At 48.6% G+C, this 15,877-nt stretch carries 14 protein-coding genes; 10 read left to right on the forward strand and 4 right to left on the reverse strand.

Going from position 1 to position 15,877, the window contains the following annotated elements:
• Positions 1-183 precede the first annotated feature (183 nt).
• From GC096_RS08710 to GC096_RS08730, 5 genes are all read left to right on the forward strand, one after another.
• A complete protein-coding gene (locus GC096_RS08710) occupies positions 184-1,236 on the forward strand; it encodes an NAD(P)/FAD-dependent oxidoreductase (RefSeq protein ID WP_171629858.1) in 1,053 nt (350 codons plus the stop codon).
• Between the two features lie 150 nt (positions 1,237-1,386).
• Entirely contained in the window at positions 1,387-1,878 is a 492-nt protein-coding gene (locus GC096_RS08715) for a CcdC protein domain-containing protein (protein ID WP_171629859.1), read from the forward strand.
• Between the two features lie 116 nt (positions 1,879-1,994).
• Positions 1,995-2,972 carry an ornithine cyclodeaminase family protein gene (locus GC096_RS08720; protein WP_171629860.1) on the forward strand — a complete coding sequence of 326 codons (978 nt, stop codon included), beginning with the start codon at positions 1,995-1,997 and terminating at the stop codon, positions 2,970-2,972.
• Positions 2,973-2,984: 12 nt separating this feature from the next.
• Positions 2,985-4,145: a dipeptidase gene (locus GC096_RS08725; RefSeq protein WP_171629861.1), complete on the forward strand. Its 1,161-nt coding sequence runs from the start codon at positions 2,985-2,987 to the stop codon at positions 4,143-4,145.
• A 12-nt stretch (positions 4,146-4,157) separates the two neighbouring features.
• Positions 4,158-6,278, forward strand: coding sequence for a CocE/NonD family hydrolase (locus tag GC096_RS08730; RefSeq protein ID WP_171629862.1), 2,121 nt, complete (start codon positions 4,158-4,160; stop codon positions 6,276-6,278).
• 34 nt (positions 6,279-6,312) lie between these two features.
• Here the strand turns inward: GC096_RS08730 and GC096_RS08735 are convergent, their stop codons facing one another.
• The 4 genes from GC096_RS08735 to GC096_RS08750 all read right to left on the reverse strand — a co-directional run bounded on the left by GC096_RS08735 (position 6,313) and on the right by GC096_RS08750 (position 8,154).
• Positions 6,313-6,564, reverse strand: coding sequence for a hypothetical protein (locus GC096_RS08735; protein ID WP_171629863.1), 252 nt, complete (start codon positions 6,562-6,564; stop codon positions 6,313-6,315).
• Positions 6,539-7,222 (reverse strand): helix-turn-helix domain-containing protein, encoded by a 684-nt coding sequence (locus GC096_RS08740; protein ID WP_171629864.1) that lies wholly within the window; start codon positions 7,220-7,222, stop codon positions 6,539-6,541. Before GC096_RS08740 ends, GC096_RS08735 begins: the two co-directional genes overlap by 26 nt.
• A gap of 112 nt (positions 7,223-7,334) precedes the next feature.
• On the reverse strand, positions 7,335-7,985 hold the full coding sequence (locus GC096_RS08745) for a transmembrane-type terpene cyclase (protein ID WP_171629865.1): 651 nt from the start codon (positions 7,983-7,985) through the stop codon (positions 7,335-7,337).
• Positions 7,960-8,154 (reverse strand): hypothetical protein, encoded by a 195-nt coding sequence (locus tag GC096_RS08750; RefSeq protein WP_171629866.1) that lies wholly within the window; start codon positions 8,152-8,154, stop codon positions 7,960-7,962. The genes GC096_RS08745 and GC096_RS08750 overlap by 26 nt, the downstream gene beginning before the upstream one ends.
• Positions 8,155-8,652: 498 nt before the next feature.
• Between GC096_RS08750 and GC096_RS08755 the strand changes: the two genes are divergently transcribed.
• From GC096_RS08755 to GC096_RS08775, 5 genes are all read left to right on the forward strand, one after another.
• Positions 8,653-10,392: a methyl-accepting chemotaxis protein gene (locus GC096_RS08755; protein ID WP_171629867.1), complete on the forward strand. Its 1,740-nt coding sequence runs from the start codon at positions 8,653-8,655 to the stop codon at positions 10,390-10,392.
• A 136-nt stretch (positions 10,393-10,528) separates the two neighbouring features.
• Entirely contained in the window at positions 10,529-11,287 is a 759-nt protein-coding gene (locus GC096_RS08760) for a GTP pyrophosphokinase (RefSeq protein ID WP_171629961.1), read from the forward strand.
• A gap of 79 nt (positions 11,288-11,366) precedes the next feature.
• A complete protein-coding gene (locus tag GC096_RS08765; RefSeq protein ID WP_056611059.1) occupies positions 11,367-11,591 on the forward strand; it encodes a hypothetical protein in 225 nt (74 codons plus the stop codon).
• Positions 11,592-11,595: 4 nt separating this feature from the next.
• A complete protein-coding gene (locus GC096_RS08770; RefSeq protein WP_171629868.1) occupies positions 11,596-12,030 on the forward strand; it encodes a DUF6526 family protein in 435 nt (144 codons plus the stop codon).
• Positions 12,031-12,186: 156 nt separating this feature from the next.
• Positions 12,187-15,852: an Npt1/Npt2 family nucleotide transporter gene (locus tag GC096_RS08775; RefSeq protein ID WP_171629869.1), complete on the forward strand. Its 3,666-nt coding sequence runs from the start codon at positions 12,187-12,189 to the stop codon at positions 15,850-15,852.
• The last annotated feature ends 25 nt before the right edge of the window (positions 15,853-15,877 follow it).

The raw sequence follows: 15,877 nt of genomic DNA on the forward strand, positions 1-15,877 counted from the left end.
CAGAGATAGTCTACAAAACCGACTAACTCCGGTGAAACGGAGCCAGTAGCCCAGAATCCCCTGCCGTCCCATGGCATCGCAAGGCGTTCAGCATTATTTCAGTTGATAAAATCATCAAAACGCAGTATCATTCATTAATAATGATTCTCAATCGCAATTGGTGATTTAAGGAGTGAAATGCGCATGGAAGAGAACGAATTGTTTGATGTAACGGTTATTGGCGGGGGTCCAGCGGGTCTGTACTCAGCTTTCTATAGTGGGCTTCGTGAAATGAAGACCAAAATTATCGAGTTTCAACCGCATCTTGGCGGAAAAATACATGTGTATCCGGAAAAAATGATTTGGGACGTAGGCGGCGTAACGCCGACTCCTGGAGCGAAGCTGATCAATCAGCTTGTCGAGCAAGGACTTACGTTCAGCCCGGAGGTTGTGTTGAATGAGAAAGTGGAAGCTATCGCTAAAAACGAAGAGGATATCTTCGTCATGCGCACAACATCAGGTCAAATGCACTATTCCAAAACCGTGATCGTCGCTGTCGGATCTGGCATCCTTAACCCGAAAAAGCTGGAGATCGAAGGCGCAGAGCGCTACGAAGTTTCGAATTTGAACTACACGGTGAAGTCGCTTGAGCGCTTCAAGAACAAGACTGTCGTCATCTCAGGTGGCGGTAACTCGGCTGTCGATTGGGCGAATGAATTGGAGCCTGTCGCCAAGCAGGTCATTCTCAGCTACCGCAAAGAGCAGCTAACGGGACACGAAGCCCAAGTGAAGCAGTTACAGAACAGCTCCGTGATCTGCCACTTAAATACCTCCATTACGAAGTTATTTGCTGCTGGTGAGGACGCCTCTATTGAACGTGTTGAGCTGACGAATCATGAAACGGAAGAAGTTTCATCTGTGTTGGTGGATGAAGTGATTATCAACCATGGCTATGATCGTGACACGACCTTGCTAGAAAATAGTGAAATCGAGATCGCAAGAGCGGAGAATTACTATATCGCGGGTAATGCGAACAGCGAATCCTCTGTGCCAGGACTATATGCAGCTGGCGACATTCTTCATCATCCAGGCAAAGTGCATCTGATCGCGGGAGCCTTCCAAGACGCGGCGAATGCGGTGAATAAAGCCAAACTGTACATTCAGCCTACAGCAGAGAAGTTCGGAATGGTTTCTTCGCATAATCAAGCCTTTAAGAAGCGCAATAAAGAGTTAGTGAAGCAAATGTTTCAATCGTAATCTGGATAAGCTACATACAGAAAGTTAAACAGGCACCCTGCGGGGTGCTTTTTATCGTTCAATCTCATTGTCGGTCTCCAGACGGAGGTAAATCCTGACGAGTGGCCGTATAATTTCTGTAGAACTTGTCATCGAAAGGGGCATTACGATATGAATGCTGAAACACTCATCGGTTATGGAATCGGTGCTGTCGTTATTATTTTAGTTATTTGGTTAAGAACGCGTGGGAAAGCGAAGCCAATTCGGAATAAAGGAAGAGGCATGCTGATTCCAGTTTTCCTGCTGCTCATTGTGTTTGGGATTAGTATTAACTCACTGACACATATACCGGATCATCCTTTTCATATACCGGCTATTTGGGAGCTGCTATGTGCAGGCGTGCTCGGCGTTGCGTTAGGCAGTATTATGCTGTATCACACAGGATATGAGAAGCGGGAGGACGGTTTGGTCTATTCGAAGCCTAACCCTAATTTCAAATATGTGATCATTGCTGTTATCGCGGTCCGTTTGATATTATCCCAGTATTTCAAGGGTTTGGATCCGTCGGAATTTGCTGTGTTAACGATGGTCATGGCGTATTTATACATTTGCGTGTGGCGGATTGGTAGCTTTCTCAAGTACAGGAGAGTTAGCGCTGGTTAAAAATACATGCGTTTAGGAGCACCCCTAGGGTGCTCTTTTCTCATATCGCAAAATTCCCTCGCGGCCATCGACTTTGCTATAATAAAAAGAACTACATAATAAGCAGGTGATGTCTCATGCTAGTGATCAAGTCAACTGAAGTGCAAGAGCTGCTTGCGATGCCAGCCTGTATTGAAATCATGGAAGCGGTCCTCGCCGATTTGGTGAATGGACATGCTGTGCAGGCATTACGATCCGTTGTTCCGCTGGAAGGCGGCAATGTGATGGGGCTGATGCCGACCTATTTAAAAAGAGATGAGAAGGTTGGCGCCAAAGTGATCACCGTGTTTCCGGGGAATCATGGCAAAGGCTTCCCTTCGCATCAAGGCTTTGTCTCACTGTTCAATTCGACCAATGGTCAATTGGAGGCGATTGTCGATGGCACCCGAATCACTGCCATCCGAACTGCAGCGGTCAGCGCAGCAGCAACGAAGTTGCTGGCGAAGCCCGAGGCCGCGACCCTTGCCGTGATCGGCACGGGCGAGCAAGCCCGCACGCACATCGAGGCGATGCTGCTCGTGCGCCCGATCACGAAGATCCAGGTATGGGGGCCGAACCCGGCCCATGCCGAGCGATTGAGAGCCGAGACGGTAAGCCGCTATCCGGCTGTCCTCGTCTCGATTGCATCCTCCGCAGAGGAAGCCGTGGCGGATGCGGATATCATCTGCACGGTGACGGCGTCGACGACGCCGATCGTGCAGGGGGCCTGGATCAAGGCAGGCGCGCATGTGAATGCCGTCGGCGCCTGCCGAGCCAAAGACCGCGAGCTCGATACCGCGCTGGTGCGCCGGGCTGAGCTGTTCGTGGATCGCACAGAGTCCGCTGTGAACGAAGCGGGTGATTACCTGATCCCTCTCCAGGAGGGAGCCATTAGTGATGATCATATTTTAGCTGAAATTGGTGAGATATTGGTGGGCTTGAAAGAAGGAAGACGCTCCGCCACGTCTATCACGCTGTTCAAATCATTAGGGCTTGCTTGCGAGGATCTGGCAGCGGCCACCTATATCTACAAGGAAGCGACACGCACGAACAAAGGAACCCACATTGACTTCTAGGAGTGAGCATCGATGAATTCGACAGAAGGATTATACCCATTTAACCTTACACCAGAACAAGAGGAACGCGCACGGGAGCTGCATGAGAGCTCGATAATTATTGATCTTTTGTTCCAGGGGCCATTGTCCCCTAAGGCGATTCCGGATGCAGTGTCTGAGAGTGTTCGCGAGGCGTGTGAGCCGTACAAAGAGGATGCATGGACATACAGCGCGATGCCAAGCAAAATCATTCACGACATGGCGGCTCGCGGAGAGATCTCCGAGTTCAAAGACGAGTGGTACCGTTCGGGTATCACGGCTGGTAATCGGCAGTTGGACGTGTCTAGTGTGGATAAGATCCTGATCAGCATGGGCGATATTCAGCGTCAATTCGATGCGAACGAGTGGCTTGTAAAGGCTGTGACGGCAGAGCAGATTCGCGCAGCGAAGGCAAGCGGGCTCAAAGCAGGGATCGTAACCGCTCAGGAAACAGACGGCCTAGGCAAAAATCTTGAGTTGCTCGAGGCGATGTACAATTTTGGGCTGAGAGTGCTGCAGCTAACGTATAACAATCAGAATTATATTGCTTCCGGCTGTATGGAAGAGGCGAACGGCGGTGTGAGCAAGTTCGGAACGCGTTTTATTAGCAAAATGAATGAGCTAGGCATCATTGTCGACACAAGTCATTGCGGTAAACAAACGACGCTGGACGCGTGCCGGCTTTCGAAGGCGCCAGTGATTGCTTCGCATACGGGTGTTGAAGCGATTTACGATCATAAGCGCTGCAAAAGCGATGAAGAATTCCAGGCCATTGCCGCAACGGGCGGCGTAATTGGCGTGTTTGCGATGCCGTGGTTCGTCCACGGGGATCCGAACGATACGACGATTGAGCATGTGCTCGATCATATGGATTACCTCGTCCGACTGGTCGGCGTGGACCATGTCGGCATTGGCACAGACTGGCCGATGAGTGATGTGGCGTGGTCGTTGGTCTATTTTAAAGAGCATATTGCGCCTCGTATCGGCTTTGCCAAAGGGGATGGACCCTCGACGGAAACGGTGAAGGGGCTTGAGAAGTATAGCTATTTTATTAATTTTACCCGTGGCTTAGTGGCAAGAGGTTATTCGGATGAGGATGTTCGCAAAATGATGGGCGGAAACTGGCTGCGCGTGTTTGAAGCGGTGTGCGGATAGGAGATGGCAGAGATGACTACGGGGACGACGGTTTATAAGCTGTATGCGGCGGGCGTGTATGAGGGGACGATTCGTTTTACAGAGAGTGCCATTATGCATGCCAAAGTGGATGCACGTCGGCGGACACAGATGCAGGAGAATGTGTTGGCGGAGCAGGCTGGGTTTATCCTTCCTTTGCACAAAATTAGTGTGAATCAGTCTCATTATGCGGGTGCGGAGTGGCAGGGTGAGGAGGTCGTGCTGGGAAATGGCGATGTGTTTCAGAAGCATATCCAATACACAGGTGAAGTAGCGGGCAGAGAGGTCGTTGGGCAAGTATGGGCATTGCGTAAGGATACTGCGCTCGATATCGTGACTGTGGATGGGGGCATCGTGGCTTATGTGGCACCTAACCGATACGGCATGGAAGTGCTGGTCGTGGAGGGTTATGAGGCATTGACACCGCTTGTGGAGTATGCGGATCCGTTATTATCTGCTGCGCAGTATGGTGTGGATGATCTGGGAACTGATCTGGTGCCGATGCGCGATGGCGTTCGTTTGGCAACGGATGTGTATTTGCCTGAGGGTGTGGCACCAGGTACGAAGCTGCCGACCATTCTGATTCGTACGTGCTATGACCGCAATCTGCGGAAGACGTTTTTTACGCGGTGGGCGAACAAAGGCTATGCCGTCGTCAATCAGGATGTTCGCGGGCGTGCGGATTCCGAAGGGGAGCTTGTGCCGTTCTTCTATGAGCGCGACGATAGCGCGGACACGATCGATTGGATCGTGGCGCAGGACTGGTCCGACGGAAATGTGGGCATGTGGGGCGCGTCGTACTTGGGGTATGTGGTCACCGCTGCTGCGACTAGCGGGCACCCGAATTTGAAGGCCGTCGTGAACGAAGTGAACGTCGGTTCTCCGTTCGTGGATACGGTGCGCAAGGGCGGCACCGTGTGTTCGTGGCCTTTGCTGTGCTGGACGTTGGCGCAGTCGGTGGGGACGCGGACGGATTTTGACATCTTCGGTGGGCGGACAGTTAGCCCCGAGAAGGCTGTCGACGCGAGACCGATCCGCGAAATTCCGCAGCAGATGATCGGGAAGGCTTCAGGTCCGTGGGACATTTGGAGTGAGCATCCAGAGTATGATGATTTCTGGCGCAATTGCACGTATAGCGAGCGCGGAGAGCATGTGAAAGCACCGATGTTTGTGATCTCCGGTTGGTACGATGGCGACAGTGCCGGCGTGTCGGAGACATGGCGGATGCTCACCAAGCATGATGTGCCGAACCGCAAAATCTGGCTCGGACCCTGGGAGCACGGCCCGAATCGTGCCCGTGATCTGCTGGATACCAGCTTCGGTAAGGATGCTGTTGTGTATAACTACGATGTGAACGTGCTGCGCTGGTTTGATCGGTTTTTGAAAGGCATAGCCAATGGCATCGAGCAGGAGCCGCGCGCTAGGTATTATGTGGTCGGCACCAACGAGTGGCGGACCTCCGATGATTGGACGCCGAGCGAGGCGACGGCGACGAAATGGTATCTGGGCAGCGGCGGACGAGCCAACTCGAGCCTTGGCGATGGCTTGCTGACACTCGGGGAACAGACGCAACAGGCTGAGTCGGACTCCTACGTGTACAACCCGGAGGAGCCTGTCGTGGACAGCGGTGAGCGCGAGCCGGAGAACATGCGGAAGCATGAGCTGCGCAGCGACATCCTCGTGTACACAAGCGAGGTGTTGGCGGAGGCCGTGACCGTGGCGGGCGAGCTGTCTTGCGAACTGTACGCGTCGAGTACAGGCGTGGACACGGACTGGGTTGTGACCTTGAGCGATGTGGACCCGAAGGGGAACTCCATCAAGCTGTCCAACTACATCGTGCGCGCGAAGTACCGTGGCGGCTTGGATGCGCCGGAGCTGCTCACGCCGGGGAAGGTCGAGAAGTTTGCGATTTTTATGCAAAATATCGCACATACCTTCCCGGTCGGGCATCGCTTACGATTTACGGTGACTTCGTCTAGTAAAATGATCGCGTTCCCGAACACGAATACCGGCTTGAATCCATATGAGGATCCGCAGCCGGTTGTGGTGACGCAGAAGATCTATCACTCGGAGACATATCCGAGCCATGTAAATCTGCCGATTTTGGCTAACTAGTAGAGAAGAAAAGACACCTTATTGGTATCTTTTTCTATTTCCTGAGGGTATGTTGTCTTAATCGAATAAATTCTAAAATTTGAGTAAGTTCACGAAAATGAGTATTAGGCCCTCTATATGTATTATTCTGAATATGGAACGGATCATGGACGGTAATGTGAGCTGGAGTACGAATCGTTCTAGCATCACTCGCAAGACCCTGTGCACCATTTCGAATTTCCTGAATGATATCTGCAAAGTTTTTTTCGATAAAAATAAAGTTACTCTTTGGTAATCCTAAACTCAAGTGTTTGCCTCCTTAGCAGGTGTTTCCAAACTTGAGCGTCTGTCTCTTCTTCAGGAGTAAGTTCATTTTTAGCGCCGAGAGTTGCTTCATATTCACCATTATATTTATGTTCATATATCGCGATTTGGCGTGTATAGTAGCTTAAATTGTCTTCTTGCTGATGCTGTTGTTCATGCTCTAGTTCTTGCTGTTCCCACATTTTAACCACATCGTCCACTTTGAGTTTTTTTCCGGCAGCTGTAATGTACAAGGTATCTCCAGAAATACGATTATGCTTGTGGTCACCTGCTCGTTCAATACCTTCAAAGCGTCCTTGATCTAACCAATTATGGATCGAAACGACGGAAACTCCGAAATATTTTGATAGCTCCTTTACGCTATAATCTTTCGTCGACTCTGTCATGACCTGTTTGTTTGTATAAGCCTGTGTTAGAGCATGCTGTAATAAGTTTGAAAATTGCTCTTTAAACACTTCTGTATTCTCAAAAATAGACTCATCCAGCGATTGCACGAGCGTAGCATTGTTCTGGACAGAATGTGCTAGGACTTTAAACAGCAGAACACTATTGTCATAACTACGATCAAGGAGCTCAACTACGATTTCTTGTGCATTCTTACTAAATAAGTTTTTTTCCGCATAGGTTATCGGCATTAACATCACCCCATACCTCCATATTAATGCTTTTAGCTATGTTTTCAATTAATTTAAATTAGATTTAAATTAATTTAAAGTTATTGGTTATTATTATTCAAAAAGGTTAAGTTTAAACCTATCTATTCATATTTAAATTGGAAACCTTCCCAGCCACCAACCCTGCCCGATGAACAATCGCAATATATACGATATCCGCAATCGTCACTAACACGCACATGATGGTAAGTAGAAAAGAGTCCGGGTACAACGAGTAGCAGAGGATAGATGCGCACAAGGTGCCGATCATTTTGTAGTAGGCGATGTAGATCGTCTGGCCTTTGAGGCCTTGTGTGAAAGGCAGTTTGATAAACAAGATCGACATCATCAGATTGATGCCAAAGGCCGTGTATTTCCCCTCCTGATCATGAAACTCGACGACCATGCCGACATGGAGCAGCAGAGAAATGACAAGTAAAGAGAAAATCGCAGGCAGGAGCAGACGTGGCGGAAACTGGCGTTTGGCAAAATAGACACCTTGAAACAGAATGACACAGTCCAGCAGAAACCAGACCAGCGAAATGACCATCTGCAGCGGGTGAAATGGCATCACGAATGCGAATAGAAACTCCCACGTGATATTGGCGCATATAGCTGCTAGTGGCATGCCGCAGGCGCGATCCTTGAACCCTTGGATAATGATGAGAATATAGGTGATGGTCCAGAAAATAGCTAGTCCATATTGCAAGAAAAGCTCCATTTGATTAGATAGCAAGTGCTGCATCGCCATAGTGGGAAAGCACATCCTTTCGCGGGTGTCTCTCTCCATTTCTATGTACAAGCATTGAGAAAAAGAAGGGGTCATTGTGGATAACTTTTACCTCAAACATTAATTTGTTATAAACAAGTCCACCGCAACATTCCGTCAATCCACCAACAGCTATCACTACCTCCATCATCTGCAGACCACCATAAACAAACTAGCTAGCTCTAACACCACTTATTCACCATATGCACCTATAAAAAGTAAAAATCCTGCTAGCTCGCATTGCCTCATCAAGCTGCATCCGGAGGATTAGATGGAAAAACTCCATCTAAATTCTCTCAAAAACACTGATTTTCTGTTTTAACTGTAAAATAGGTAGTTAATTTCACTGATATGGGCGAATTAGCGAGAAAAGACTGGAATTAACTGTAGGAAATCCAGTTGTTCTCTCAAATCGGCTAGTTTCTATGAAATTAACTGTAGGTTTTACAGTTAATCGTTCGGGGGTGGTGGTTGCCTCGCGCTCCCTGCCCCCATTTCTATGACCGTTTTGTGACTAAAAATGGAAAAGTGTTAGCTTAACTCATACTGTGTTAATAGATTCTATTGAATTCTCTTTACATTTTACCGATAAGATAGGCTTGGGATACAGAGAGAGAATACTCATAAATTGAAATTTCGGAGGACTTAGATGCAAGCGACAGCTAGATTAGAAGAGTGGATGAGACGTACACAGGTAAAAATGAATTTGAAACAAAAACTGATTGGTTCCTTTGCAGTCGTTCTACTGTTTATGGGTATTTTGGGTCTTACCGATATGGTAAGAATGAAAAATATGAAGCAGGATATGACGGATATTGCTCAGAATTGGATGGTTGGAACTCAGCTGATTCAGGAATTCAGTTATTTGACCGAGCATTTTGCGAAGGATTTAGTAGGTGTTAATAATCAGAAGGATGCTTCAGTGAAGCTAGAGTTAACGCGTGATATTCAAGCGACGATCGTCAAAGGGGACAAGACGATAGACAGCTACGGCAACTCGTTAGCTAATGAAGAAGATAAGAAGAATTACAACATGATTCTAGAACAATGGGGTAATCTAAAAAGCAACTACCTCAAGTACAGCAAGGCAACAGATGAGATTGAATTAATTAGACTCTATGACGAGCTCACACAAAGCTATAATTTCGTACAAACGATATGTCGCAAAATGGTTGCCTTCAACCAACAAGGCGCAGATGATAGTGTGGAAAAGAATGCAGTTGCCTATCGCAGCAGCATCATAAGCGGTATTAGTCTATTGATCGTTGCTGTATTGTTATCCGTTGCGATAACATGGGTGATTGTCCGTAACATTACGAGACCCGTTATTGCCGCATCTCACGTGCTGGATCGTATGGCAGAAGGGGATTTGACGGCTTCGGAGCTGCGTTTTAGTAATAAAGACGAAATTGGCGTCCTCGTTCAAGCGGTAAATGGGATGATACGTCAAATGCGCGAAGTTATGAGCCGTATGCAGGAATCCTCCAGCGCGGTGGCTTCTTCCTCGGAGCAGTTATATGCCAGCTCGGAGCAAAATAGCGAAGCCTCCCAGCATGTCGCTGTGGATATTCAGACCATTGCTACAGAAGCAGAAACGCAGCGCATCAACGCGCTGGAATGTGCTCGCGCAATGGATGAAATCACGATAGGCGTACAGCGTATTGCTGAAACGACGTCAGACGTTTCTGATTTGTCAGTCCATGCATCCGAGCAAGCACGCAACGGTCAAGCGGATGTTCAGCATGTGACGACGAGCATGAATGCCTTAAGTAGTGTGGTTACACAGGCGAATCAAACCATTCGCCAGCTAGCCGAGCACTCGCAGAATATCGGGAAAGTCTCGCAAATGATCGGCGAGGTTGCGACTCAGACGAACCTTCTGGCCTTGAATGCAGCCATTGAAGCCGCTCGTGCGGGTGAAGCAGGCAAAGGCTTCGCGGTTGTCGCAGAAGAGGTTCGCAAGCTAGCTACACAAACAGGGGAGTCGGTTGGTGCAATTAGAGGTGTGGTTACCAGCATTCAAAGGGATACACAAGAAGCGGTTAAAGCTATGGATGCCGGACTAGTTGAGGTGCAAAAAGGCCTTCAATCCGTCGATCGCACGGAACTCAGCTTCCAAGCCATTGTTCGCTCCGCAGACGAAGTGGCTTCCAAGATTCAGGAAACAGCAGCCGCTGCGCAGCAAATGGCGGCAAGCTCGCAGCAAGTCGCCGCAACGGTCACCAACATGGAGCACGTAGCGAAGATCACCTCGGAGTTGTCGCAGAGTGTTGCTGGGGCGACTGAAGAGCAGCTGGCTTCTTCACAGGAGGTTACGTCATCTTCCCAGATGCTCGCAAGCATCGCCCAAGACTTACAAGACGTGATCAATACATACAAAATGAGCTAATATACATACAACAGACACGAAAGACACCCAAGCGGTGTCTTTTCTCATCGCTGCATTTGCGTAGAGCGATCTCCATGATTTAAACTAGCAAGGCATGGAAAAATAACATTAACCAAGGATGGAATTCCATATGAATATGATTACGAATCAGTTTTCGATGAATGATTTGAAAAAGTTTAAGCACGAAATTACACGCTTTATGATGACTTATAAGTTTGCGCTGGATGAAATGGAGACGAGAATCGATATCCTCGTTCAAGAATTCGAGATGCTGCATGAATATAACCCAATTGAACACACGAAATCTCGGTTGAAATCGCCTGAAGGTATTTTTCAAAAGCTGATGAGAAAAGGCGGAGAGCTCTCTTTCGAAGGCATTAAGGGCAGCGTGAAGGACATTGCCGGACTGCGAATTACCTGCTCGTTCGTGTCCGATATTTATGTCATTTCCAAGATGCTGAGAAATCAGAATGACCTTCATATTTTGAGCGAAAAAGACTATATTAAAAATCCAAAGCCCAATGGCTACCAAAGCTTACATTTGCTCATTGAAGTGCCTGTACATATGTCGGACCGCGAAGAGCGCGTCTGTATGGAAGTGCAAATTCGTACGATTGCCATGGACTGTTGGGCGAGTCTGGAGCATAAAATATTTTATAAATTCAATGAAGGCAACCAAGCTGTACCCGCTCGTCTCTTAGAAGAGTTAAAGCAAGCAGCGGCTTCAGCGGCGGCACTCGATTCACAGATGGAACGGCTGCATGCGGAGATCAGTGTGATTAAGGAAGAGCAGGCGGATATCGCCGAAGATGCTTTGAATCAAATCATGATAAGCAATCAGAAATTTGCGTTGCCGAAAGCACTGCTGGCGCTCATGAGTGAAGAGGAGTCCTAGGTGGCAGATGAAGGTAATTGGGTGAAGTGGGTGTTTTCGTGCTATAATAGAAGGATCGGATTGAGAAGGGTGCGAAAACATGCAATCATTTGAAGACTGGAATCAAAAGGTGAAGACAACCTTCAACGCGACTAGCAATGAAGCGGTGCTCACGGTAATGGAAGCGGGTAAAATCTTAGGTTTGTCGAAAGATCAGATGAAGCAATATGTGGACAAAAACAATTTGACGAAAGTGCCGATCATGCGAAGTGTGCACCGTTATCTATTATTAGAGAGTGAGATTACTCAGATTGTGGGGAAATAAGTAGATGAAGGTTCAGAATTATGTCAATCATCGACGTATGCATCCGTTGTATCACTATTTCTTTTCGTTGTTGGCAGTAGGCTTAGTGGTTCTATCCATTATGCAGCTTGTTAGTGCCTTAAAGGCCAACGATCAGGTCCTGCCAGCAGTCATTTTTGTCCTCATAGCTGTTATTGTGGTTGTGATTTTTTTGCTTATCCGTACCTACCCAATCAAGGCTCAGGATCGGGCGATTCGGGCAGAAGAGAACCTTCGGCACTTTGTGCTGACACAGAAACTGTTAGATAAGAAGTTGACGATGGGACAAATTGCGGCTTTGCGTTTTGCATCGGATGAAGAGTTTCCTGCACTTTGTAAGAAGGCAGCTGCGGAGCGGATGACTCCGGATGCGATTAAGAAAGCAGTACGCAGCTGGAGAGGCGACAATTTCAGAATTTAATTAAATGTCTACTAGCGGAAGACACATCTACGGATGATGTCTTTTTTTGTGTGTTCTTACGTCATTTTGTTGAAAATGTAGTTATTTTTTCCTAGGACTTCTGGTACAATTTTAGGAAAGAGTCATGATCGTTTAATTTTTAGAATGAGGTGCCGTGTGAGCAGCAGTATTAGTAAAACGTATCGATCCTTTTTAAATAAAATGAGTGAGGATAAGAAGGAATACAGGAAAGTATTTCTGTTATTTGCCTATTTGTTCTTCGTGGTATCGGCATCAACAATCGGACGAACGGCGGCGGATACACTCTTCCTAAGTCGGTTCGACAATTCCTATTTGTCCCTGATGTACTTGCCACAGGCACTCGTTATGATTACAGCAGGTATCGTGTTCCAACGTTTCTCGCCTAAGGTACGTTTAGAAACTCTCCTCAAGCTGATGATTCCGCTGATCTCGGCTTTCGTGCTGATCTCTAGATTCGGTGTAGGACTCGAGCTGCGCTGGGTGTTTCCTGTCATTTACATCGGATACGATGTGTTCAATTTCCTGATGATTGTCTGCTTCTGGCAGTTCGCCACATCGGTAATGGACCAACGGAAAGCGAAGCAAATGATCGGCCTCGTAGGCAGCGGGGGGATTATGGGCGGGATTTTGAGCGGCTTCGGCCTCAAGGTTCTTGTTCCGCTCGTCGGAACGGCGAATTTAATCTATGTATATGCCGGACTGCAATTACTTGGTCTTGTCGTGGTATTTGTTATCTTGGGCATGACCAAAGATCAGGGTGATTCGAAGCCAGCGCAGGCACGCAAAGCCTCGTCTAAGTCGTCATCTGTCCAGCAAAAAGGCGGCCTTTTCGCGAGTGTGCCTCATCTCAAATATGTCGCGATTCTGGCTGCTGCACTCGTCGTTTCGCTAACCTTAATTGATTATCAGTTCAAGGTCATTCTGCGAGGCACCTTGCAAAATGAAGCATTAGCCGGCTTCATGGGAAGCTTCTACGGCTTCTCGGGGTTGATCGCCCTCTGTGTGCAATTGTTCGTTTCAGGGCGTGTGATTACACGATTCGGTGTGATGACGGCGCTGTTAATTTTCCCGATTGCTCTCTTCGCAGGAAGTCTGGGGATTCTGGTATTGCCGGTCCTGGCTATGGCGGTTGTGGTCAAAGGAAGCGATAAAGTCGTTGGTGACACGATTTACTCCTCCGTGAGCCAATTGGTGATGTTCCCCGTTCCTCCGGAATGGCGGAATAAAGCGAAGGGCTTCTTGGACGGGATCGTCCGTAATGGTGCCAAAGGACTTGCAGCCATCTGCCTTCTCCTCGTTACACGATTCGTAGCCCCTGAGAAGTTGAGTTATATCGTATTAGTTTTGCTCGTTGTGGGGATTTTTGCGGGCATCAAGGTAAAGAAAGCCTACTTAACAACGCTCTTATCCAATCTCAAAACAGGCGGCGACGACCTGCAAAAGGTCGAGCTTAACCTCATGGATTCCGTGACTCGGCAAATCCTGATCGATGCACTGAACGGTTCGGACAAGCAGCAAGCGCTGTATGCTTTCGGTCTTTTGAAGGAGACGAGCTCGTTTGATCTAACGCCGCATTTGGACGGTTTACTGCGTCATGCCATACCCGAAATTCGCTTAGAAGCCTTGGCGTATGTGGAGATGAAGGTGCCGGAAGGTTTTGAGCCTGTTTTGCAGGAACTGATTGCATCGGAACATGTACAAGTCAGAGCCAAGGCTATTATCGCGCTCTCTGCTTATGCGGAAGAAGATTATGTTGATGAGATTACTGTGTATTTGGAAGACCCTTCTGTCGAGGTTCAAGCAGCAACGATTGCGGGCTTAGTCAAATACTACAGTATTGAAGGCATGTTCCGCGCGGTTGGAAAGCTGAAAGACATGATGGAGAGCGGACACGAAGAGGAACGGATCGCCATGGCCGCGTTATTCGGACAAATCCGTGTGAAAAACTTCTACAAGCCACTTATCTCCCTTTTGCAGGATAACAGTCCGTTGGTTCGAATTCGTGCTTTGGAGTCCGCAGCGATCCTGCACGTGCCTCCATTACTTGTACCCATTATAGGTATGTTAAAAGATAGCAAAACCCGGCGCTACGCCATCGACGCGCTCGCTGCGTACGACGAAGATGATGTGCTGCCACAGCTGGCGCCCTATTTGGAGCAGCAGGAAATTAGCTTGTATTTGCCTGCAGTGTTTGAAAGGATCGCTACCCAACGTGCGATGGACATGTTGTTTGCTTGTTATGAGAAATCACCATACGCTTTGCGTGACCGAATCTTAGAGTCATTGCAACGCATGAGTAAGCAATTGCCTCAGCCGGATAGCCGCAAGGTGGAGGCGTACATTTTCCAAGAGCTTGCGCTGTATGCCCAGTTCGCTGAGCATGGCTCATGCGTTGTTGGTGAAGATGACTATGCGGAAATAGAGAAGATGATCGGCGAAATTCGTACGGCCATTACAAGACGTGTGTTTTTATTGTTGGCGCTTCTAAAAGATGGGCAAACCATGCAGGCCGTGTATCTGGACTGGTCGGAAGGAGATTCGCGTCAGCAGGCCAATGCCGAAGAGGTTATTGATCAGACGCTTCAAGGGACTTTGCGTACAGAGATGGCCAAATTCATGGCAGGCTCTCGCAAGCTGTCCAAGGTAGCCGCAAGCAAGGTTGAGCTGAATTTGCATATGAGCTGGCTAGCTGAACAAGGTGATGAATGGCTGACTCAAACGATCCAGTACCACACACTTCGGAAGTCGGATGCAGTGGTGAACGTCGAGCTCGCAGATCTCATGCATCGTGTGCAATTGCTTCGTCGTGTATCGTTATTCCAGGGACTCACGAGCAGAGACTTATCTGTTATCGCCAAGCGATTGCATAAATTGGCCGTCGAACAAGGCGATACGATCATTAAAGAGGGCGATCCAGGCGACTCGCTTATGCTGGTAGATGAGGGCAGAGCTGGTGTCTACCGCGACAAGCAGCTCCTCGGAGTGCTGAATCTCGGCGATTGTTTCGGTGAGATGGCGATTCTGACGAACAGTGCGCGTACAGCAACGATTAAAGCAGAAGAAGACATGGTGCTGTGGCGTCTAGATTCATCTGTGTTCTACGATATGATGTTCGATCAGACGAGCATTGCTGTTGAAATGATGAAGCTGCTTTCGCGCAGACTGCGCTCCGAGTTGGAACGTGGACAGGGGAAAGCGCAGGCTTCAGCGGTGAAGCAGGAGGAAGAGTTGGCTGGAGATCCGGGGCAAGCGCTGGTGGAAGGTCAAGGAGAAGAGCAGGAGCAAGGACTGGATCAAGGTCCAGATGGGGACGAAGGGGCTGCTCTTGCTCAGGTGGAGGCTGCAGCAGCAGCTGTGCAAGAGCCTCAGGCTGCGACAGAATTGACGAGGGATGAAGCGATATTACGCCGGATCCTCGTCTTGCAAAAGATCGACCTCTTCGCCCATCTGGGCCCGAATGACTTCATTTGGTTGGCTCAAATGGTCGACGAAGTTGCCTATGAGCCGGGTGAAGCGATCTGCCGCGCAGGAGACTTCGGAGATACGATGTATGGCATCATCGAAGGCAATATCCGCGTCCACCGCGGCAGTGAGGAGTACGCGCTGCTGGGCGAAGGCGCATTCTTCGGCGAAATGGCCATCATCGACAGCGGCCCTCGATCCGCGGATTGCACAGCGAAGGACCCAGCCGTGCTGCTCCAGCTGCACCGTGACCTTGTGCTGAGCTTCTGCTTCCAGAACATCGACGTACTGCGCAGCATGATGCGCGTCATTGCGGATCGCCTGCGTGGCATGATCTAGACTAGTAAACAGCAAAGGAGTCCAA

It is taken from the genome of Paenibacillus plantarum (genome assembly GCF_013141695.1).
In the GTDB taxonomy this organism is placed as follows: domain Bacteria; phylum Bacillota; class Bacilli; order Paenibacillales; family NBRC-103111; genus Paenibacillus_E; species Paenibacillus_E plantarum.

Coding starts and splice junctions, on each gene's coding strand:
- GC096_RS08710 (WP_171629858.1), top strand. CDS start 184: ATGGAAGAGAACGAATTGTTTGATGTAACGGTTATTGGCGGGGGTCCA.
- GC096_RS08715 (WP_171629859.1), top strand. CDS start 1,387: ATGAATGCTGAAACACTCATCGGTTATGGAATCGGTGCTGTCGTTATT.
- GC096_RS08720 (WP_171629860.1), top strand. CDS start 1,995: ATGCTAGTGATCAAGTCAACTGAAGTGCAAGAGCTGCTTGCGATGCCA.
- GC096_RS08725 (WP_171629861.1), top strand. CDS start 2,985: ATGAATTCGACAGAAGGATTATACCCATTTAACCTTACACCAGAACAA.
- GC096_RS08730 (WP_171629862.1), top strand. CDS start 4,158: ATGACTACGGGGACGACGGTTTATAAGCTGTATGCGGCGGGCGTGTAT.
- GC096_RS08740 (WP_171629864.1), bottom strand. CDS start 7,222: ATGTTAATGCCGATAACCTATGCGGAAAAAAACTTATTTAGTAAGAAT.
- GC096_RS08745 (WP_171629865.1), bottom strand. CDS start 7,985: ATGGCGATGCAGCACTTGCTATCTAATCAAATGGAGCTTTTCTTGCAA.
- GC096_RS08750 (WP_171629866.1), bottom strand. CDS start 8,154: ATGATGGAGGTAGTGATAGCTGTTGGTGGATTGACGGAATGTTGCGGT.
- GC096_RS08755 (WP_171629867.1), top strand. CDS start 8,653: ATGCAAGCGACAGCTAGATTAGAAGAGTGGATGAGACGTACACAGGTA.
- GC096_RS08760 (WP_171629961.1), top strand. CDS start 10,529: ATGATTACGAATCAGTTTTCGATGAATGATTTGAAAAAGTTTAAGCAC.
- GC096_RS08765 (WP_056611059.1), top strand. CDS start 11,367: ATGCAATCATTTGAAGACTGGAATCAAAAGGTGAAGACAACCTTCAAC.
- GC096_RS08770 (WP_171629868.1), top strand. CDS start 11,596: ATGAAGGTTCAGAATTATGTCAATCATCGACGTATGCATCCGTTGTAT.